Genomic DNA, 19,741 nt, shown 5'->3' with positions numbered 1-19,741 from the left:
ACTGCCTCCGCGCAAATCACGCGTCGAGTGAATCAAAAACCGGTTCCAAACGCTAGGTATTACGAACTGTCCAGGAGGCGGCCGCCGGTAATACTTTTCCAGACGCTGGCGGGGTACCCAGTCATTTCTGACTCGGCTCAGGCTTTCCGCCATCCTGTGCCGGCACGTCGGAAACATAAGAGGCTTCCGGTCGTCCATCGCGCACGACCATGGTGGAGGAACCCCGAAACAATATCAGCACGGATTGCTTCGTCGGCGCCGCCGCGTGAGGCTGCGCCTGCGCCTCCGCCATGAGGCCGTTGAACGTCTGCTCCACGAGCGCGGTGAAGCGAGGTGGACCGGAAACCAAGACGAGGCCATTCCCCGGCGCGGGCCTTACGACATAGCGGTCATCGGAGATGTCAAGCTCATCGAGAGCTGCCTTAAACGCATCGAAGCGAATCGGGGCCAACGCAAGCATCCGGCTCTGTGCTTCCTTCGCAGCAGACACATAGAGCACAAGCCCATCAAAGTACCACTGGAGATCGTATAGCTCGGCTAAGCGGTCGAGGAACTCGCGCGGCGGCAAATCCGGCATACGCCCGCGAATCCGCCCTTTCACCTCGGCGCTTATATTGACACTGATTTTCAGGTTGTTTCCGAATTCCAGCAACGCGGCAGAGAGATCCTGATCCAGAACCGTATACCTATAAGGTGCCGAGGGAAGCGACAGCGGGACGGCGAGAGTTGAGTGGATTCCAGTGGAGAAAAAAAACCCGACACAGAGAAGTCTCTTCAGGTTGTGCAGAATGGGCAGGATCAGCGCTCTTGGCATCATGTCCTGATAAACCAAATGCTGAAACTATCACAAGCACAAAGTCACCAAGGCGACTCTTTAGATGATTAACGCGCCCTCGTCAGCTTGTCGTCATCTCGCCTCTCTAAGATTGACCCAACAGCGGGTGATAACCGGCTGGACTCATTCGACGCAAAAGAGAAACCAATCGAGTCTTTGCATGATGGTGCCTGTCACGTTGATCTCTGCCAGTCCGACCGGCTTGCTTCCTACGGTCGCTTCACCGTCATTGGGCGAGCGGGCCCAGTTCGAGCGCGCACTTGCGCAGGCGGCCGCCTCTACGAAGAACAACACCGCGTCGGGGCCGGCAAGGATGATGCCGGTTCCTCCGCATTTGGATGTTCAGCGCACGACTGCGCAGGCAAGCCCCCGGGGCGACCGCGTGTTCCAGATGATTTCTTCCATTACTTCTGCCGCGCGGGACCATGAGGCAGGCCTTGAGAAGGGCGCTCTACCTGGACAGGCGCAGAAGCTCCCTGTCGAAGGTGGGGCAGCGGGAGCGCAGACAGGACTTGATTTCGGCTCGATGATTGCTGGTCTACGGGATCTCTACGACGGCGTCACGCAAGTTTCTCTAGTTTCCAAAGGTGTCAGCGGCTTCACCTCGTCTGTGAATACGTTAATAAAACAAGGATGAACGCCGCGCATGATTGGCTTGGCTCATGACAAAATCATGCATACCCGCCCCTTCGGTCGGCGATCGCTGCATCTCGTCGTGCTGCCGCTTCTGTTCGCTCTGAGTGGTTGCAAGGTGGACCTGTACACGCAATTGCAGGAGCGTGAGGCGAATGAGATGCTCGCGGTTCTGATGAACAGCGGAGTTGATGCGGTCCGAGTTGCCGCCAAAGATGGGACCAGCACCCTCCAGGTCGACGAAAAGCTGCTTGCGTTGTCAATCGACCTCCTGAATGCCAAGGGGCTGCCTCGCCAGTCTTTCAAGAACCTCGGCGAAATTTTCAGTGGATCAGGCCTGATTGCCTCACCGACCGAGGAGCGTGCTCGTTACGTGTATGCTCTGAGCGAAGAGTTGTCGCGGACCATCAACGATATTGATGGCGTCTTCTCAGTACGTGTCCATGTCGTCCTGCCGAATAACGACCTGTTGCGATCAGGCGGTACGCCATCCTCCGCGGCAGTTTTTATCCGGCATGACGCTAAAGCAAATCTCTCAGTTCTGCTGCCGAAGATAAAGATGCTCGTCGCCGACAGCATCGAAGGCCTGTCCTACGATAAAGTCGAAGTGGTTTTGGTACCGGTGGAACCGTCCGCACATGAGCAACGATCCGTTCCGGCGACCGTTTCGGCCCAAGCATCTGGGTCCGTTCCGGCGCCACTTCTGGCAATCGTGATGGGTGTTGCGGCCGCTGTATTCGCAGCGGCCTGCTATTTCTTAGCCAGTATTTTAAGGACACGGCGCAGACAATCATCGGGCGCACTTTCCAAACTCGAGGGCCGCTCGGTGTTTCCGATGTCGCGCCCATTCGCAAAAAGTTCATCGGCGCTATTGCGTAGCTAATATTGCCAATGCCAATGCCAATGCCAATGCCGACTACCGGACGCGATCAGTTCTTCCGATTGCGTTCCGCGTGCCTGAGTGATCTTGCCGCTTTGGCCCATCCGACCCGTCTTGCCACATGTCTTGATCCTGCATTGTCTGTTACGACGTTGGTGCGGTTGCAGAAGCGTCCCAGGCTGCAGCCAAGACTGGCAGAACTGCTGCTTGACAATGAAATGCATTCGAACGGAAGCGGCTGGGAGCCGGATCTTCTGGGCGGACGTGACCCGCGTCGCGTTGCTCTCCTTGCCGGTAGTGTCTGGCATGCCCGTTCGCTGCTGAAGCTTGTTTCAAAGTCTCACCTCACTTCGCTTGTTGATCATATTGGCGCTGACGCCCATGCGTTCGGCATCCGACATCTGGCGCAAGCGATCGCAAACAGTTCGATCGCTGATCCGGAAAAACTAGCGCAGCAAATCGACCACGATGGACATGCCTGCCTTGGTGCTTGGCTCAACGACAGTACAGCGCTTGAGCGTACCCGCGTGCTTCTACGGTTGCCTGTGGGGACCGCCGCCGAGAATCCCGCGCCCGAACACAGTAAGGCCTCGGGCCAGCTGCTCTGGCTTGTCCTAGCCCATCTTGAGACGGAGAACCTGGCGATATGACAGCAGATGTTTCCGAAGCTCCCGTCGCGCCGCAGATGCTCCCATTGGGACCACTGATACCGGCGAGTGAGCTCGAGCTCTGGCACTGCGCCGCGAAGGCGCGTGACGCAGCAGAACGGCATCAGCAGCGGGTTCGCAGCTGGGCACGCTCCGCTTATCAGCGTGAGCGGGCGCGCGGCCATACCGAGGGCTTGAACGCAGGCGCCGAGGAAATGGCGCGGCTGATTGCGCGGGCAGTTTCCGAAGTGGGGCGACGAAAGGCGGTTCTGGAGCAGGAATTGCCACAGCTGGTGATAGAGATTCTAAGCGATCTGCTAGGCGCCTTCGATCCGGGCGAGCTGTTGCTGAAGGCTGTGCGTCACGCAATTGAACGCAAATATAACGGCGCGGAAGTTTGCCTTCATGTGCATCCAACGCAAGTCGACATGCTCGCGCGCGCGTTTGCTGGATGCGACGGACGGGAGGGGCGGCCGAGGGTTCGGGTCGATCCGGATCCGACGTTGTCTCCGCACCAGTGCGTGCTTTGGAGCGAGTATGGCAATGTCGACCTTGGACTTGATGCACAGATGCGCGCGCTACGCCTCGGCTTTCGGTCCCATCCTGAAGAAGGCGAACTGTGATCACACCCGTACCACAGCATACCAATCTGGGTGGTAGCCGGGCTCCCGATCCGGCGATCTCGTCGTTGAGGTCTACAGCAAAGCGAATCGACACGCGTGTCGTGCGGGGCCGAATCACGCGCGCCGTCGGCACACTTGTCCATGCCGTCTTGCCAGATGCTCGGATTGGGGAACTTTGTCTGTTGCAGGATACGCGAACTGGCCTGTTGCTCGAAGCCGAGGTGATCGGCTTGTTGGATAATGGGGTGTTGCTCACGCCGATCGGTGACTTGGTGGGCCTGTCCAGCCGCGCAGAGGTCGTGTCCACCGGACGAATGCGTGAAGTGTCAGTCGGCCCCGATTTGCTTGGCCGTGTGATTGACAGCCGTTGCCGCCCGCTCGACGGCAAAGGCGAAGTCAAGACTGGCGAAACTCGTCCGCTGCACGGCAAGGCGCCCAATCCAATGAAAAGACGCATCGTTGAGCAGCCATTCCCGCTCGGGGTTCGTGCCCTTGATGGTCTGCTCACATGCGGTGAGGGTCAGCGGATCGGGATTTATGGCGAGCCTGGTTGTGGCAAATCGACGTTATTGTCGCAGATCGTAAAAGGTGCCGTCGCCGACGTGTTCATAGTCGCGCTCATAGGCGAGCGTGGACGTGAAGTTCGTGAGTTCATCGAGCGGCATCTTGGCGAGGAAGGCCTCCGCCGTACGGTCGTTGTCGTTGAAACCTCCGACCGTTCGGCCGTGGAGCGGGCGCAATGTGCTCCTATGGCAACCGCGCTGGCGGAATACTTTCGCGAACAAGGGCTACGCGTAGCGCTCATGTTGGACTCCCTGACGCGCTTCTGCCGTGCCATGCGCGAGATAGGCCTTGCTGCGGGTGAGCCACCGACCCGGCGGGGTTTTCCTCCTTCCGTCTTTGCCATGCTGCCAGGCCTGCTAGAGCGTGCCGGCATGGGTGAGCACGGCTCAATCACGGCGTTTTATACCGTGCTTGTCGAAGGTGATGGCACAGGCGATCCAATCGCTGAGGAATCGCGCGGCATTCTTGACGGCCATGTCGTCCTCTCACGCGCGATCGCGGCGCGATCGCATTTCCCCGCTATCGATGTGCTTCAGAGTCGCAGCCGCGTAATGGAAGCGGTCGTTTCCGGGACACATCGCAAGGCAGCATCCTTCTTCCGTGATCTGCTCTCGCGCTATGCCGAGTCCGAGTTCTTGATCAACGTCGGCGAATACAAGCAAGGCGGCGATCCGCTGACTGACCGGGCTGTCGCCTCGATTGGCGACCTGAGGGAATTTTTGCGCCAGAGCGAAGGCGAGGCATCGGATTTTGAGGAAACGGTTGCATGGATGTCGCGTCTGACCGCGTGAATCGCGTTCACGTTTCGAGGTTACGGCTTCTGAAGGATATGCAAGAGCGTCGTGCCCTTAGTGAGCTTTCCAAGAAGGAGGCCCAACGCCATTTGGCCACCTTAGCCGTTCAGAATGCCTCCCAAGGACTTGCAATCGCACGGCAACAGTGCGCGCGAGCCGAAGCGGGGCTCTACCAAGAGCTGATGTCGCTGGACACCTTGTCCAGCGCCGCCCTCGACCATCACCACCTTCGCATGGAACGGCTTTCGGCTGAGGTCACTTCCAGATGTCAGATGCTCGATGATGCGCATATTGCGCAAGAAAAGGCCGAGGCAGCGGCGTGTGAGATGAGGGACGTGTGGGCCAAACGTTCGACCGCAAGGCATAAATGGAAACAAATTGAGGACGACGTCCGACGCGCCGTCGATAGTCATGCGGAGGCCGCAGGCGAGATAGAGGCCGACGATGAGATATCGCTTCGGTCTGGAAGGTTTTGCTCACCCTGTTGTCGCGCGACCGGATCCGATAAGCCCAAGGTTCCCTGAATGATGCGATCGTGCAGCTTGGAGCCGCTTTGGTGAACGCTTCGGTCAGACCCGCTATCTTCGAACCGGTGCTAACACTTTCGCACGAGGTCGTCTCGTGGCTCAATGATATAGCCTCTTCCCGTCGGCCGTTTCAGAGCCGGATCAGCGACGAGCCGCTATCGGTGCGGATACAAGGGCTTGTTTGGCAGCAGAAACCTTCCGTCATTCCGATGCTTGACTGTGTTTGGCGCGTGGGAACTGAAACGATCGTCTTGTCACTGTCACGACGGCTTGTAGAGGCGCTCTTCTCGTCAGTGCAGAGCGGCCTTGCTTTACCTTCCGAGCCAACTGCTTCGCTCATTCTCGAACTTGCACTCGAGCCGCTTGTGGCTCGACTGGAGGATCAGATGCAGTTGAACGTGCAGCTTGTGGACGTGCGCGAAGCCGTGACACTGGCTCCTTGTCTAGAACTTGATATCGTCTTCGGCTCAGTCAGTGGCAGGGGCTGTCTGCTCCTGTTCTCTCCTCTTGATGGGTTAGTGCCGTCTGTCTTCCGCGCGTTAGGCGCCCTGCTTAGCCAGTTGCCGCGACAGCCGCGTGAGCTCTCCCCGGAGCTGCCGGCCATAGTTGCAGGAGTAATCGGCACGCTTTGCGTTCCGGCAGCGCTTCTTCGCAAAGCATGTGTCGGTGATGCTCTGTTGCCAGACATATCCCCGTTTGGTCGCGGCCAGATCATGCTGTCCATGGGTCGGTTATGGGCCGGGGCAGATATTGAAGGCGACGACCTCATCCTGCGGGGGCCCTTCCGCCCGCGATCAAGCCCCTTGGAGAATGTGCATATGACGACACAGCCTGAATCCCAGCAAGAACAATCGGAAGCCGATCTCGACGATGTCGAAATCGAGCTTGTCTTTGAATGCGGCCGCTGGCCTATGTCTCTAGGGGATTTAAGGAGCGCGGGCGAAGGGCATGTTTTCGAACTTGGCCGTTCGATTGATGGTCCGGTAGACATTCTGGCCAACGGTCGGCGTATCGGGCGTGGCGACATCGTGCGGATCGGAGAAGAGCTGGGAATCAGACTCCGTAGCAGGTTGGCATGCAGTGAGTGAGATTCAGCCGCCATTTCTGTCACTTCTTGCGGTTACAGCAGGACTCGGCCTGCTGGTTTTAGCAGTCGTCACAACCACGGCGTTTATAAAGGTGTCGGTTGTTCTGTTCCTCGTCCGCAATGCGCTTGGGACCCAGACGATACCACCGAACATAGTGCTGTACGCCGCTGCGCTCATCCTCACCATTTTCATTAGCGCACCTGTTATTGAACAGACCTACGATCGGATGAGCGACCCGAAGCTCCGCTACCAAACGTTGGACGACTGGGTAAGCGCCGCCAAAGAGGGGCGCGAGCCAGTACAAAATTATCTCAAGAAATTTACAAATGAGGAGCAGCGCCGTTTTTTCTTATCGTCGACAGAAAAACTCTGGCCAGAGGAAATGCGCTCCAGAACAACACCTGATGATTTCGCCATTCTCGTGCCATCGTTTCTAATTTCAGAACTCAAGCGCGCATTTGAAATAGGGTTTCTTCTCTATCTTCCGTTTATCGTCATCGATCTTATTGTGACAACAATCTTGATGGCGATGGGCATGTCGATGGTATCTCCTACAGTGATATCTGTGCCTTTCAAGCTCTTTCTGTTTATCGCTATTGATGGCTGGTCGAGATTGATGCATGGACTTGTGTTGAGTTACGCCACACCGGGAGGTTGATTATTACTGAAGCCAGCATCGTCACTCTTATGAGCCAGTCGTTGATGGTTTTCATGATCTGGGTTCTGCCACCGCTCATTGGATCGGTGATTGTTGGGCTCGTCATTGGGATCATCCAGGCGGCAACGCAAATCCAAGATGAAAGCTTGCCGCTCACCGTTAAGCTTCTGGTTGTTGTGGCGGTGATTGGCCTGTTTGCCCCTGTGCTGAGCGCCCCGCTCATAGGGCTGGCCGAGCAGATCTTCACGGAGTTTCCCGCAATGACTCCCAGCTACCAGTCTCCCCCATGAATGCGTCGGCGGCGGAGATTCAGAACCTGATCCATGCGGCTATCGAACTCCTCGCCGCAGCCGGCCTTGGCGCGGCCCGAGCCATAGGGATTATGGTAGTGCTTCCTGTGTTTACAAGGGCTCAGATCGGCGGGCTGATCCGCGGCTCCCTTGCTGTCGCCTTCGGACTCCCATGCTTGTCACTCGTTAGTGACGGGTTGCAGGCGCTGGATCCCGAGACACGTCTGATCCAGGCAACTCTGTTCGGATTGAAGGAGGTTTTTGTCGGCTTGCTACTCGGCACTTTTCTGGGCATCCCATTATGGAGCCTTCAGGCGGCCGGTGAGTTTATCGACAACCAACGCGGTATCACCAGCCCGTCCGCTTCGTCCGACCCCGCGACCAACAGTCAGGCTTCCGCTATGGGGATTTTTCTTGGGATCACGGCAATAACAATCTTCGTCGCTTCGGGAGGCTTGGAGGCTGTGGTCAGCGCCCTTTATGGCAGCTTCCAGATCTGGCCCGTGTATCGGTTTCTCCCCACATTGACCGCACAAGGAGCAATGGAGCTGTTGGGACTCCTCGACCACATCATGCTCATGACCTTGTTGGTCTCCGGGCCTGTAGTGTCCTTCCTGATGCTGGTTGACATGTCAATGATGATACTGCGGCGCTTTGCGCCGCAATTCAAGTCGAGCCAACTGTCTCCAATGATCAAGAATATCGGCTTCCCGATTATTATGATTGGCTACACTGCCTATCTGGTCGAGGGGATGAGGCTGGAGACCAAACCAGCAAATGGCGCCCTTGAGTGGCTGGCCAAGCTGCTGAAATGAGCGAGACGAGTGAAGAGAGGACACACGCCGCCAGCCCGCAGAAGCTAAGCGAAGCGCGCAGAAAAGGGCAGATTGCGCACAGTTCCGATTTCGTCCGCGCAGTTGCCACATGCGCTGGGCTCGGCTACATCTGGCTAAGAGGCAGCGTGATCCAAGACAAATGCCACGAAGCGCTACTATTGGCAGACAATCTGCAGGGTCTGCCCTTCAATATAGCGGTCCGGCAGGCACTGGTCCTGCTGACCGAACTCACACTGAAAACTGTTGGTCCACTGCTTGGAACGCTCATCGCCGCGGTGATTTTGGCTGGATTAATAGCCAACGGTGGAGTTGTCTTCTCGCTGGAGTCGATGAAGCTCAACTTCGAGAAAATTAATCCGTTTCAAGGGTTGAAACGCATGACGTCTGCCCGTTCTGCAGTCGAGGTTGGCAAGACGTTGTTCAAAGTAATGGTCCTGAGCGCAACCTTTCTCCTCTTCCTTCTCGGCACGTGGAAGACGATGGTCTATCTTCCGATCTGCGGCATGGGCTGTATCGGCGTCGTCTTTGAGCAAGCGAAGTTGCTGAGCGAAATCGGCGCCGCCGCACTTCTGCTCGGCGGACTAATCGATCTCTTGGTGCAGCGTGCGTTGTTTCTGCGCGAAATGCGTATGACCAGGACCGAAGTGACGCGCGAGTTCAAGGATCAGGAAGGTACGCCGGAGTTGAAGAACGAACGACGTCGCCTACGCGAGGAGTCTGCCCACGAGCCTCCGCTTGGGGTGCACCGGGCGACATTGCTCGTGAGAGGGAAGACCGTACTCGTCGGCCTGCGTTACATTCGGGGCGAGATCGGGATACCGATCCTGGTTTGCCGCGCCGAGGGCGAGGCGGCTTCAAACATGTTAACTGAAGCACGGGCCCTACGTGTCCACATCCTCCGTGATGATGTGCTTGCGCATCAGCTCATCAGCGTAACGAAGCTGGGCGAGGCCGTTCCTTCGCAATATTTCGCACCCGTCGCGAAAGCGCTCTATGCGGCAGGCTTAGTATAGATGTGACCACGGCCTTGGCCGGCTCCATACGCCGCAGCCTTATTTCATTCATGGGTTGTACACTCAACGCAGTTCGGATGTCGTTTGTACATCCGTGACAACGCCTCCATCAGCTATTCGTCAGCCAAATAGTCTAAGCCTGCCGCCAACATAGGAGCGAATCGTCATGTATGGTCGAACCGGCGGCTCGCCCGATATCCACTACACGCGTAATGGGAGCGGGCAAACGGCAGGAGGCCAAGGGTTCGCGAACGCGTTTGTCCGAACGCACGTAGCCGGATTGAATTCCCAGGGGTCCCTTATCGGCGGCGGCGACCCAAGCTTTCCCCCAAGAGGGGCCTGCTGTGGTGCAGATCGACAGAGGTCAGCGTTCAGGAGGAGCGCGAGGCAATTTCATGGCGATGCAATCACGCGCATCGCCGACAATCCGCAAGAGTATTCGATTCCTATCCGCACGAGCCAGACGTACTGCGGACGTTGCTAGTCAATACGGCGTGCGTCGAGATTCGGAGCATGCGCAATATTTCAGCTGCCAATTAGGAAACAAGGGCGTCGGACTGGTGAGAGCAGAAGCCGGATTCAGCATGACTGACTTCGAATCCGAAACGTGGCGGGAACAAATTCCGGGTCGAGCTGAGATCGCCTCCATAGTGGGTCTTCAGGTCACTCATCCGCACGTCGAGAATGCAGGCGATATTCTGTGGGACCATCAACTTCGATCGACCGTTGCAGAATTGGCGTGCGGCGAATCCAGAAGCACAAGTCCGCGCAACAATGATGTGGTTTGTTGCAGTGGATGATGGCGACATGGTCCTTGACCCAAACTCAGCATCCCGAAAAGTGGGCAGCGGGCCAACCCCCGCAGGTATCTCTGCAAAACTAAGGAGCGCGAGAGCTTGGACCAAAGTCAGACTCGTATGAGGATAACTTTATGTGATCGGACACTCGTGGAGATAGTCGCGATGGCGGGCCGCTTCTGACGATGTGAGGTTTCCATCGCGGCGAACTGCGGCCTTGTCACAACCAATGTCGATAAACGCATCGGGGCGTCTGACTAGTCGTATGTTCTTCAGCGCATTCGCCGGAAAGTCCTGCAGATTGCACGTCGCGCTCCCTTCGACGTCCGCGGGCCAGTTGTGGTCATCGTGGTCGGGTAGAGTGAGGCCATCGGTTTAATGATGGAAGTATTCAACCCGCGCCGCCGGCAGAACAAAGTTCATGTGGCGTCGTGTGGCCCAAGGCCGCTCAGGTGGGATCGTGGGGAGTTTGGCGATGAGATTGCCGTGTGCCACTTTGGCAGCCAAAGTCCCGCCGACTGAGCGAAATCAGCGCGAAACACGATGTGCACCGCATTTTTTGCTATATCGGAGATGGGATATGACGGAATTTGGCCGACCTGGAAACTCGCGCATTGTGAATGCTGGCGCCGGCGGCAGGCCGGGATCGAACAGATCGCGCTCGCAATCAAGCTCTGCCTTAGCGGGTAGCCAATCGTTCGTTTCGGTGCTGGAGGGTATGCACTCTGGGCCTCAGGACACAAGGACTTCCCGCACACGCTCGGGGACCTGTGAGGACGAGGCCCACGGCGAGAGGTCGTCCGGCCCTTTTGTGGGCGCTCGGCGAGTGCTGGACGCCGTTGTACGAGCAGCCGCGTCGAAACGAGCAGGCACCACGCGGCGGCTTCGTCTTCCCGCCGTCCCGGACGATGAAGCCACGGCCCCGGTCGCTGACCAGCCCCCAACTTCGGGAGCGGCAGTGCTTTATCTGACAGACGGACAAAGCAAGACAGCAGATCAACGTATGAAAGGCCTGCTCGACGAATTTGAATCTCACCGCCTTGATGCTTTCCTAGTGGCCACGCGAAGCACCACCCCGCGAGTGAAGCAAGAAGCCCTCGATCGGATCCTCGATGCGGGCTCAGCAGTCCTGGAATACCACGCGAGTCTGGCCCCAGGGGCGCCTGGCATTCTGTCCAATGATCAGGCTCGTCGAACCCGCGACCTGGTGCATGATGCGGCATCCGAGTGCATGGAACTGGCCGCAGATGGCATGGTATTGCTAGAGACGCGTAAAAAGGCCCGCGGCGTGCTCGACCTAATCCTCCGATCCAACCCCGACCCCGCCCGGCTGAGCCAAGCGGTGTCCAGTGTAGCAAGGCACTATGTGGCCTGCGTTGAATTTTGGGAACAGAAGACATGGCGCGGGGAACGCCTCCAATTAGGCTGTGCCGTCACTGCGAACCTACCAAATACAAAGGTCGAGATTCAGCAAGCCGAAGAGGACGATTTGCGCCTGCAGACTGGCTCGGTTCTGCTTTCGAAGTTCATGGTTCTGCAATCGCGGATCGATCTGGCGCTGTTGATGATTGAGCCGCGGGCGAGCAGTTTCGAGCCAGCCGTGAGAGAAATGCTTATCGGTGAGAATGGGCGGTTGCGTATGCTACAAGCCCTCAGGACCGAAGTTTGGCCGGCACTGCACCAGACGCGCGATGCTCTTCATGCCAAAGCAGGGCGCCCCCTTGCCCCGGGGGACCGTTCCGTTCTGGAAGGAGTCATGGAGAGGCTCTTGGACTTCTCGTCGGCGTTGTCCGACTTCCGTGCCGGGCTAAGCGAGGACCGAACAGTTGCCGACCTCCCATTGGAGTTGTTCGGCCAGATAGCGGAAGGCGCGCGGACCACTACCGAAGAGGTGTCGCGCCTCTTGGAACTGCAGCCGAAGATGCCACCCATTAGCGAACGGCCGGCAGACGCTGCGATTGCGACCGACGCTACTGGAAAGGCTGTCCCCGAAACGACCGCAGCGGCCGCAACGCGAAAGAAAGGGAAAGGCAAGCGCAAGCCTGCGGCTGGCGCTGGTAGTTCGGCGGCTGGGGGGGCGGCGCCGCAAGTCGCTGCGGACGACGGCGACCCCTCGACAGCTGCCAAGGTTCTCTCCCTAGGCAACAGGCCTCCCGCTCCCTCCGTTGGTCCACATCAAACGCCGGACGCTGCCACACGAGGAGCCGCTGTGCGTGCAGAGATTGGGGGCCGGCGCGGTCTTCCCTCGATGTCGGCTGGTGGAACGCCAGCTCGAGAAGAAAGCTCTGTTAGTTCCGAGGCTGGGCTCCGGCCCGCTGACCAGAGAGCCAGTCTATCGCAATCAGACGCGCTCCCATCTTGTGAACAACCTGTCGGAATTGAGGATGCTGGATCGAGCAGTTCGCTCCCACAATCGAGTCATTCCGCTTGGAATGGCGGCCAACCGATCGAGTCCGGTGTGTGGCGGATGCACTTTGGGCCTGAAGATAGACAGATGTCCTCCGCTCGCATTTGGCCAGGTGCCGACGAAGCCCTAGGCGGCGCACCTGGCGGTCCCTCCAAAGGTCTCCCCCGAGGCCTCACGCCTTCGCGACGTGCGGCCAGTGGGCCGCGCCATGGCCAAGGTCGGCAGGGCGAAGCGATAGCTAGAGAAGAAAGCTCTTTGCGTTTTGATGAGAGGTCCTGGCTCGCCGATCAAGAACCGAGCAGCTCACAACCGGACATGCTGCGACCTCATGAGCAAGGCGAGTCCAGACCGAGTGCAGGACCGGGCAGGCGGCGTTTCGATCAGGTGGCTGTACAGAGCTTCAGCGACGTATCCCTTAATGACGCTTTACATGACATTTCTTTCGCTCACGGCATAACTGAATTCTCGTGCGCTGTGGTGGATCACGACAAGAGGCTGCAAGACCAGCTGGATCACGAAACATTCCTACAAAAGGCCGCTTCCCAGTTCACCCATCAATTTGTTCCGAGGTGGGCCCAAGATGTCCGCGCCCATAATACCTGGGGGTACGCCACCTCATGCAACGCGATGAGCCGGGAGCCTGGAGGTCAGGCAGGCATGGAAGCTTGCAGGGCCATGGCAGCTCAGGTATCGAGGCTCGGCAAGGCGCTGAATAATGTCGAAAGCAAAACGCTTTCGCTGTTGGTATTGGCGTTCAGTCGACATCGTCGAGTGGAGGAATGTCGCAACGGAATGATCCAAATCGCCAACGTTTTTCTTAAGCAACGCGAAGCGCTTTCAGAGCTCAATGCCCAAGGTCTGGGCCTGCTAGTGAACGGCTTAAGCAAGTTGCCGGGACAGGAGAACTCTCATCAGGCCGTAGTAGCAGTTGCCGACGAGATTGGCTGGCGCCTGGCCGAACTCTATGATTTTGATCCGCAGGCGTTGGCGAACCTGGTGAACGGGTTCAGCAAGTGGCCAGAGGACTGCCGAGACGCTACGATTGCGATCGCCGTTGAAGTCTGTCACCGCGCCGGCCGCCCCAAGGTCGGGCTTTCTAGTTTCAATCCGCAGAATCTGGCAACCCTGGTGAACGGCTTCAGCAAATTGCAGGCGCCGGAGTGCTCACGCGCTGCCGTTGTTATAGCCAATGAGGTCTCGAGCCTCCTCCATGAAAATGCCGACCTGTCTGGGCTTCATCCGCAGGCATTGCAGAACTTGGTGAACGGGTTCAGCAAGTGGCCGGAGGACTGCCGCAGAGGCATCTTTGCGATCGCGCGTCGGATCCCTGGGTGGGCCGACCAGCTGCCTGATTTTGATTCGCAGGCGTTGGCGAACCTGGTGAACGGGTTCAGCAAGTGGCCAGAGGACTGCCGCGACGCTACGATTGCGATCGCCGCTGAAGTCTATGACCGCGCCGGCCGCTCCAAGGTCGAGCTTTCTGGTTTCGATCCGCAACACCTGGCAAACCTGGTGAACGGCTTCAGCAAATTGGCGCCGGCGTGCTCACGCGCTGCCGTTGCAATCGCCGGTGAGGTCTGTCAACGCGCCAGCCGTCGCAACGTCTGGCTATCTGATTTTGACCCGCAGCACCTGGCGAACCTGGTGAACGGCTTCAGCAAATGGCCGCAAGAGGAGAGTTTGGGTCAGGCCGCCGACGTGGTTGCCGGCGAGGTGCTTCGCTGCGCCGACCAGCTGCCTAGGTTTGATCCGCAGCACCTGGCGTGCCTGGTGAACGGCTTCACTAGGTGGCCACAATGGGAAAAGTCACGTCAAGCCACGTTTGCGATTGCCGGTGAGGTACTTAGGCGCACCGGGCAACTCCACAGCTTTGAGCCGCAAGGGCTTGCCATTCTGGCGAACGGTTTCAGCAAATGGCCTCAGGACTGCCAAGGGGCTCTCGTTGCGCTCGCCGGCGCGGTCTCTCGCCGCGCCGGCGGGCTGTCGTTATTCAACGGGCAGGATCTGGCGAACCTGGTGAACGGCTTGAGCAAGTGTCCAGAGGATTGTCGCGACGGCATCGTTGCGATCGCGCAGGAGATCCCTCACCGCCACGGCGGGCTGTCGGAGCTAAATGGGCAGGACCTGGCGAACCTGACCAACGGTTTGAGCAAGTGTCTTGACGAAGAGGGTTGCGGCGAAGCCATCGTTGCCATCGCTGGGGAGGTGGTCGGTCGCCAGAACCCCAGCGAGCCGCTCGTTGGGTTCACTCCGCAGGCACTTGCCAACCTGGTGAACGGCCTCAGCAAGTGGCCGCAAGAGAAATCACGTCAGGCCACTGCTGTGATTGCTGATGAGGTGATCCGCAGCGCTAACCGGCTCCCTGATTTTGGATCGCAGCACCTGGCGTGCCTGGTGAACGGCTTCAGCAAGTGGTCGCAGGATGAGAAAACGCGTCAGGCTACCGCTGTGATCGCCGGCTCGGTGCTTCGCGATGCCGAGCGGCTTTCCGGGTTTAGTCCGCAAGACCTGGCAAATCTGATCAACGGGTTCGGCAAATGGCCGCAAGACGAGGCGTGCAGCCAGGCGGTTTTGGAGATCGCGCGCAGACTCGGCCCCGCGGGTCGCCCATTCCGTCATTTTACGACGCCCGGGCTTTCCAATATCGCCAACAGTTTGGCGCGGGGGTTCATGAGGAGAGAGGACGAGGGAGAGATTGCAGGGGCCGCTCTGCTGAAAGATCGGCTCCACAAACTCGCTCATTATCTTCATTATGCCAGCGAGCGCCTGGAGGCGGCCGACGCGATGGGCGTGACGAGCATCTTGAAGGCGTTGGCCAAGGCTCAATTGCACGACGATCTCAGTTTGCTCGCACCCGCTGGATTAAATCGGCTGGCGCAATTGCATAGTGTCCCTCGGTTTGCGCTTGAGAATAATCTCGAAACCATGGGCAATCTGTGCGCCGCTCTGCTGCCGCTGGCTCGCAGTCCGCGCAAGCAGCTGCTTTGGCACCGGCGGCAGGCTCTGAACTTGCTGAACGATATCCAACCGATTGTGGAGCACAAGATCGAGGCCCATCTCAAGGCAAGCGATGCTGAGCGGAGTCGAGGGCCGAACTCAACCCGCTGTCCGGCCCTGTCGATTTATCAAGTGCTCAAGACCCGTGCGAGCCTGGCGAGGTTGCTGCGGCGGCCGTATGTCGAGGGCAAGAAGTCCGATTTGCGGGCGAGGCGCGACGATCTGGAGGCCAAGACCAGGGAAATCCTGGACACCACGCGCGAGCTGATCGAGAGCGATCTTTCCAACATGAGCTGGAACCTGATTGCCCAGATCGAGGCAGAGAGTCCCACCGATGCGCTGGACACGTTTATGGCGCAGAACACCGCGACGGTCCAGGCGCAACATCCAGCGTCTGTCTTCGACGTCCATCAGGTTTTGCGGGCCATGGACCACGAGCCCAGGCCTCCGCAGGGCGAGGCGGGACTGATGCGGTTGCCGGTGGTCGACATGCAGGGCCGGCAACTGGCAACGGAGCCCGAGACGCGCTATTCGATCTTTCATCGCCTGACCTCGGGGGCAGTGAAGATGGTCGCGGTGCAGCTGCCAGGAAAGCCGAGCCCGTTCCTGCTGGCGCGCACGTTGACCGTTGAGGGCGTGCCATACCGTATGGATCTGTTCGGCGGGAGCAAGTTAAAGCCGCCGCAAAAGACGCTTTCCCAGGTCGCCGCCCGCCTTCCAGGTCGAGTAGAGGCAGAGTCTTCCGGCGGGAAGCTGCTGGCGATTCCCTATGCCGAAACCGCACCAGGCACCGCCTTTGAAAAGCTATCGCGCGCCTGGGCACCTTTCAAAGAGGCATATTACTATACGCAGCGCCGGGGCTTTGCCGCGCCGCCGGCTGTCAAGGGCCTGGGCCCTCACGACTACGCGCTGGAAGGCGCCTTCAAACTGACGCTGCTGCCGGACCGCCCTGTTAGCGAGAAACATCCCTTCAGGATGGTTGGGCCGGAAGGCCCGATTGCATTGCGACCGCATGACGGATGCGGTTTCATCAAGGCTTCGCTGGCCAAACGTATGACAGCCGTTCGCAGGGCCGTCGGGCAGGAAGGTCCTGATCGGGTGCCTGCTTTTGGTGAGGGAAGGAGAACGTCCCTGCCTGCCACGGCGCTGCAACATTATCCCCGCAGCAAGGCGGTGGCGGATGAGGTGCGGGCGAAAGCCAAAAACTGGCTTGATAAGCGCCCGGAGCAAAGGCTGACTGCCGAGGAGCTATTTCGAACCGTGACTGGGGGACATATCGACGGTCCTGGCGCAGTCGCGGTACCTTCCGGTGATGAGTGTCTCCACGTGCCGACGCTCAAGAGCGAGACTTTGACGGGGATGAGCGGCGTGCTGATCGGCCGCTCGCCGTACGACAAGCCCAACCTGCGCCCATTCGCTGCCGACCTGGTCAGGTCAGCTGTTCGTGGGGACCCGACGGCAGCGTTCCTGGACACGTGTGTGGCTATCCAATACAGCTTTAATGTCGCCCAGAAGTCAGGGGAAGAACTCGCTGCCGACGATCCGACTTTCTTTGCCAAAGGCATTCTGATCGTCGTGCCCGATGAGATGTGGCCGGCCGCCTACGCCGACCGTGGGCTAGTTATGTCTGCCGAGGATGTGAAGTCGCATTCGCACTGGACGACAGGGAAGGACCGCGTCAAGAAGGACACGCCGCTCGACTGCCTGGGCATCCTGCAGGCCACCGAGGTGTTTGCCCCCGGCTCGTTGGTTGCCGTCCCCACCGGTGAACAGAAAAAGCTTGATGGTGACTTCGACGGCGACACCGTCATCATAATCGGCGACCGGCCGCAGCTTTATGAGCATGTGCGCGAATTCGATGAAAAGGAGCAAGCTCTCGGACTTCCGTCGCTGAAGCCGCCAAAGTCGCATACACCGGCCCTTGACGGTGACAACTACCAGTTTGGTCGCGCCAGCCAGATCCTGGCCGCGACGCAAGATGTCCTGGAGACCTATAGCGGTCTACAGCGAAACTTCCTGGCTCAATCCCATGAAGCACGACGCTGGTTTGCCGAGCGTGCCATCTTTGGCACCTACGAGGGCATTTCCCACGTGCTCCGGCGAGACATCGGTCAGTTGTTGGGCCTGGAAGAGGTGAGTGGACAGGATATCCAAAACATGTTTGCGAGAGCGAGGCACGACATCGAGGTCGCCGAACATCCCGTTGCTCGCGAAATGGCCGAGTTACTCGCCGCCGACCTTGAGGCATGGGCAAAGAGGCCTGATGTGGAAGGCCAGCCCGAAACAGAAAACGCCAACGACGCAAAAAGCACGACCCTGAGCGCGGCAGTCTCAGAGCTTTTGCCGGATCTGGCGGAGGCCTATCCGGCAACTTCTCAGGCACGAGACCGCATCCGGGCTCTGATCGACAACTATCCTGCCCGGATCGATCCTCGCCCGGATGGTTACAATCCCGACGACCTCGTGCAGAGCGCAAACAACCTCCTGAGCCTCGGCATCAAGGTCGGCACCGATGCCTACAAATCCAACACTGGCGCTCGGCTCTTTTCGAGGAAGAGCCAGGACCTTCAGAGGCTGCTGCATACGACGCCTGGCCTGAAGTCAGTGCCTTACGTCAAGGGCCTGGCAGCGTCCCTCAACCATGGAACGTTTGATGTTGGTGCAGCCTTGAAGGACCTGGAGGACAACCCCACCCTGACGGCTTCAGTCATGCAAACCTCGATCAGTCTCGCTGTGGAGCAGCGCATTTTGCCTGAGCCCTCGCGCTTCCGGCCCCCCGCAGCGGATGGCGACGAGACGATCACGCTGACTCCCGAGCAGGCATCAGAGCGCGCCCAGATTGAGGTTGCCCGCGCTGCGAAAGAAGAAGAGAAAATCACCGCAGCGGCACTCAGCATTGCCGCAAGCCTCAGGAACATGGAGATCCAGGTGAAAATGCCTCACCTGGAGCGCCGGCTGAGATCGGAACGCTCCATAAGAGAGGATCTCACCGGCACGAGCATATCATCCGGCAGCACGCCACAGCTGATCAGCAGCGCCGTACGCCACGTCTTCGAAATTCCCGACAAAGATTTTACACGTGCCTTCAAGGCAGCCATCCTGGCCTTCGAGGAGCAGGACTACACCGAAATCGAGATGACCAACTGGTTCAAATTCGAGCGTCCGAATTATCTCGGCATCCGCACTGTGCTCGCCACAGCGGGAGGCTATCGCTTCCTGGTGGAATTCCATACGCCAGCCAGCTACAGCGCCAAAGTTGACAATCACGACGCTTATAAAGAGCTGCAGAGGCTGCAGGGCCCCGATTCCCGGGAGAAGGTAGAGAAACTTGAGCAGAAGGTAAAAGAACGCTGCAAGGCCGTTGACAGACCCGACAACGTGCTCAGCATACCCCACTGGGGCGATGGCAACCGTAGCACCGCCCCGGCACCTGGATTGCGAGCTGTCGGACGATCGACACAGCCGGAGATCGCCAAGTCCCCGGTGGCAAAGGAGATTGTGGGTGCCCTCGGCGATCGCCCGATCGTGCTCGTCGGCATGCCGGGCGCTGGCAAATCCACCATCGGCCCGCCTCTCGCGCGTCGGCTGGGGCTGGCCTTCGTCGATACCGACAAAAAAATCGAGCAGAAAGTCGGCAAATCGATATCTCAGATTTTCAAAGATCACGGCGAAGATTATTTCAGGAGGCTCGAGGCGCGCGAGATCGCTCAATACCTCGAGACCGGGCCCAAGGTGGTCGCGACCGGCGGCGGCGCGGTATTGGACGAGCAGACTCGCCACCTCATTGGCAACAAAGGGGTCTCGATCTGGTTTGATACCGACCTGGACGTGATCCAAATTCGAACGAGGAACGACGCCAAACGCCCGCTGATGCAAGGCCCCGATCCGGATCGCAAAGTCGCCCAGCTGATGAGCGAGCGCCGTCCATTCTATCAACAAGCGAATGTCAGGTTTGTCCCACTCCATAAAAACGATCGAAAGAACGCAGATCCATGTTTGCAGGCGCTGCACGCGTACCTGTGCCCGGCCGATGCAGACCGCAGCCCGTCGGATGCCCCATCGCGCGGTTCTGCGCCGGCGTTTCCGACCAGCTCCTCCGATGCTCAGGTCGGGAGGGTCGCCTCGTCCAGGGTCCCGGCGGGGTCGGTGCTG

Annotated in this window: 14 protein-coding genes; 13 read left to right on the top strand and 1 reads right to left on the bottom strand. The window is 58.8% G+C overall.

Going from position 1 to position 19,741, the window contains the following annotated elements:
- Window positions 1-121 precede the first annotated feature (121 nt).
- Window positions 122-814 carry a secretin N-terminal domain-containing protein gene (locus ACWGTO_RS30480; protein WP_454578467.1) on the bottom strand — a complete coding sequence of 231 codons (693 nt, stop codon included), beginning with the start codon at window positions 812-814 and terminating at the stop codon, window positions 122-124.
- A 181-nt stretch (window positions 815-995) separates the two neighbouring features.
- Here ACWGTO_RS30480 and ACWGTO_RS30475 point away from each other — a divergent pair, with 181 nt between their 5' ends.
- From ACWGTO_RS30475 to ACWGTO_RS30415, 13 genes are all read left to right on the top strand, one after another.
- Window positions 996-1,472, top strand: coding sequence for a nodulation protein NolB (locus ACWGTO_RS30475; RefSeq protein WP_454578464.1), 477 nt, complete (start codon window positions 996-998; stop codon window positions 1,470-1,472).
- Window positions 1,473-1,481: 9 nt separating this feature from the next.
- Window positions 1,482-2,351: a type III secretion system inner membrane ring lipoprotein SctJ gene (gene sctJ / locus ACWGTO_RS30470; RefSeq protein WP_454578463.1), complete on the top strand. Its 870-nt coding sequence runs from the start codon at window positions 1,482-1,484 to the stop codon at window positions 2,349-2,351.
- A gap of 26 nt (window positions 2,352-2,377) precedes the next feature.
- The gene (locus tag ACWGTO_RS30465) at window positions 2,378-2,998 is read left to right on the top strand and encodes a nodulation protein NolU (RefSeq protein WP_454578462.1); all 621 of its coding nucleotides are present in this window, start codon (window positions 2,378-2,380) and stop codon (window positions 2,996-2,998) included.
- Window positions 2,995-3,618, top strand: a complete 624-nt coding sequence (gene sctL / locus ACWGTO_RS30460; protein WP_454578461.1) for a type III secretion system stator protein SctL — start codon at window positions 2,995-2,997, stop codon at window positions 3,616-3,618. The genes ACWGTO_RS30465 and sctL overlap by 4 nt, the downstream gene beginning before the upstream one ends.
- Complete coding sequence (gene sctN / locus ACWGTO_RS30455; protein WP_454578460.1) at window positions 3,615-4,973, top strand: type III secretion system ATPase SctN; 1,359 nt, start codon at window positions 3,615-3,617, stop codon at window positions 4,971-4,973. The genes sctL and sctN overlap by 4 nt, the downstream gene beginning before the upstream one ends.
- Window positions 4,949-5,500: a hypothetical protein gene (locus ACWGTO_RS30450; RefSeq protein ID WP_454578459.1), complete on the top strand. Its 552-nt coding sequence runs from the start codon at window positions 4,949-4,951 to the stop codon at window positions 5,498-5,500. The genes sctN and ACWGTO_RS30450 overlap by 25 nt, the downstream gene beginning before the upstream one ends.
- A gap of 29 nt (window positions 5,501-5,529) precedes the next feature.
- Window positions 5,530-6,591, top strand: coding sequence for a type III secretion system cytoplasmic ring protein SctQ (sctQ, locus tag ACWGTO_RS30445; RefSeq protein WP_454578466.1), 1,062 nt, complete (start codon window positions 5,530-5,532; stop codon window positions 6,589-6,591).
- Window positions 6,584-7,249: a type III secretion system export apparatus subunit SctR gene (gene sctR, locus ACWGTO_RS30440; protein WP_454578458.1), complete on the top strand. Its 666-nt coding sequence runs from the start codon at window positions 6,584-6,586 to the stop codon at window positions 7,247-7,249. The genes sctQ and sctR overlap by 8 nt, the downstream gene beginning before the upstream one ends.
- A gap of 2 nt (window positions 7,250-7,251) precedes the next feature.
- Window positions 7,252-7,539: an EscS/YscS/HrcS family type III secretion system export apparatus protein gene (locus ACWGTO_RS30435; RefSeq protein ID WP_454578465.1), complete on the top strand. Its 288-nt coding sequence runs from the start codon at window positions 7,252-7,254 to the stop codon at window positions 7,537-7,539.
- On the top strand, window positions 7,536-8,354 hold the full coding sequence (gene sctT / locus ACWGTO_RS30430; RefSeq protein WP_454578457.1) for a type III secretion system export apparatus subunit SctT: 819 nt from the start codon (window positions 7,536-7,538) through the stop codon (window positions 8,352-8,354). The genes ACWGTO_RS30435 and sctT overlap by 4 nt, the downstream gene beginning before the upstream one ends.
- Window positions 8,351-9,388: an EscU/YscU/HrcU family type III secretion system export apparatus switch protein gene (locus ACWGTO_RS30425; protein WP_454578456.1), complete on the top strand. Its 1,038-nt coding sequence runs from the start codon at window positions 8,351-8,353 to the stop codon at window positions 9,386-9,388. The genes sctT and ACWGTO_RS30425 overlap by 4 nt, the downstream gene beginning before the upstream one ends.
- Before the next feature lie 344 nt (window positions 9,389-9,732).
- A complete protein-coding gene (locus ACWGTO_RS30420) occupies window positions 9,733-10,188 on the top strand; it encodes a hypothetical protein (RefSeq protein ID WP_454578455.1) in 456 nt (151 codons plus the stop codon).
- Between the two features lie 3,079 nt (window positions 10,189-13,267).
- Window positions 13,268-19,741, top strand: a 6,474-nt coding sequence (locus tag ACWGTO_RS30415; protein WP_454578454.1) for a shikimate kinase, incomplete at its 3' end; no start/stop codon positions are given.

The sequence above is a fragment of the Mesorhizobium sp. PL10 genome, assembly GCF_053714315.1.
Note: the sequence above shows the minus strand (reverse complement) of the source record. Positions and strands in the feature narration are given on the sequence as shown.

Coding starts and splice junctions, on each gene's coding strand:
- sctT (WP_454578457.1), top strand. CDS start 7,536: ATGAATGCGTCGGCGGCGGAGATTCAGAACCTGATCCATGCGGCTATC.
- ACWGTO_RS30425 (WP_454578456.1), top strand. CDS start 8,351: ATGAGCGAGACGAGTGAAGAGAGGACACACGCCGCCAGCCCGCAGAAG.
- ACWGTO_RS30450 (WP_454578459.1), top strand. CDS start 4,949: ATGGATGTCGCGTCTGACCGCGTGAATCGCGTTCACGTTTCGAGGTTA.
- ACWGTO_RS30480 (WP_454578467.1), bottom strand. CDS start 814: ATGCCAAGAGCGCTGATCCTGCCCATTCTGCACAACCTGAAGAGACTT.
- sctL (WP_454578461.1), top strand. CDS start 2,995: ATGACAGCAGATGTTTCCGAAGCTCCCGTCGCGCCGCAGATGCTCCCA.
- ACWGTO_RS30475 (WP_454578464.1), top strand. CDS start 996: ATGATGGTGCCTGTCACGTTGATCTCTGCCAGTCCGACCGGCTTGCTT.
- sctJ (WP_454578463.1), top strand. CDS start 1,482: ATGATTGGCTTGGCTCATGACAAAATCATGCATACCCGCCCCTTCGGT.
- ACWGTO_RS30465 (WP_454578462.1), top strand. CDS start 2,378: ATGCCGACTACCGGACGCGATCAGTTCTTCCGATTGCGTTCCGCGTGC.